This window comes from Vibrio sp. Vb1026, from assembly GCF_033338745.1.
In the GTDB taxonomy this organism is placed as follows: Bacteria; Pseudomonadota; Gammaproteobacteria; order Enterobacterales; family Vibrionaceae; genus Vibrio; species Vibrio alginolyticus.
This window is the reverse complement of sequence record NZ_JAWOTH010000141.1, coordinates 1-1,194: the sequence shown is the minus strand read 5'-3', so window position 1 is coordinate 1,194 and position 1,194 is coordinate 1. Positions and strand designations below refer to the sequence as shown.

The window sequence follows — 1,194 nt, the reverse complement described above, 5'->3', positions numbered from 1 at the left end:
ACTGACCACGATCCACTTCAATTAAGCGAAGTGATTTCAATGAAACCATCCGCGGATATGGATGGTTCAGAAGAGCTGTTTGTTCGCATCTCGAATTTCTCTATCGACGGCGTGACGCTTGTCTGGCTCGATGGCGCGGATCCTTCACAGATTGTTGAAGTGACGGATGGCAGCGGCAATGTGCTGTATTACGAAATTCCTGAGTCGCATCTGACGAATGTAGAAGTGCTGCCACCACTGCACAGTAACGACGATTTCACCTTCAACGTAGAAGGCATCGTAAAAGACAACGCATCGCTATCAACAGGTTCCGCGCAAGATGTACTTTCACTCGGGAACAAAACCGTCATTGTTGATGTGAAAGGCGTAGCGGATATTCCAATCGTTGAACTCAATGATAAGTCAGGTATTTGGCAAGAGTTTGATGATGGTAACGTACGTGGCGTTCAAACATTTGTGGATGAAAATGGCCAAGTTGATATTTCGTTCAGCATTCTTTCTGGAGAGTTCAAAGACAACCCGAACGATCATTCTGAAACGGTAACGGTACTGCTTTCCAACATTCCTGATGGCGTTGAGATATTTGATAATGATGGCAACTCGGTCGATTTAACGTTCGTTGGGTACGATGGTAATAACCAGCCAATCTATGAAGCGAATATTACGCAAGCAAACATCAACTCGGGCATTGTGATTAAACCGGAAGCATCGTCTACCGAGAATATTCACATCACAGCAACCACGATCGTTACTGAAAACGATGGTCATACGCGCACCTCAACTGGGGAAATTCGTGTGATTGTTGGCCCTGTGATTGACGCAAGAAATAACTATACCGTGGTTTCGGAAGGTGACGAAGATACGCGCTTCAACATCGACTGGAAACCAACGACCAGCCAAAGTCCAGATGCCGATGAGTTCTTCTCAGAAGTGACGATTTCTGGCTTCCCTCCGAGTTGTACCGTGTTCGTGGATGGTGTAGCGCAAACGCTCGTCGCTGGTACGTTAACATTAACGCCGCAAGCCAATGAATCGGAGCAAGACTTCTCTGCTCGCGTTACGCAGAGTGGTTATGTTCAAGTTGAGTTGGAACAAGATTCCAGTACCGACTTTGATTTGAGCACAACGTTGACCGTGAAAGAGATTGACCATGAGTACGTTGATGCGGCAAATCCAGGACAAGGGATTGCAGAA

1 pseudogene is annotated in these 1,194 nt (G+C 46.5%); it reads left to right on the top strand.

What is annotated here, in order from left to right:
* A pseudogene (locus R7E47_RS24810) lies at nt 1-1,194 on the top strand (tandem-95 repeat protein); the annotation flags it as partial.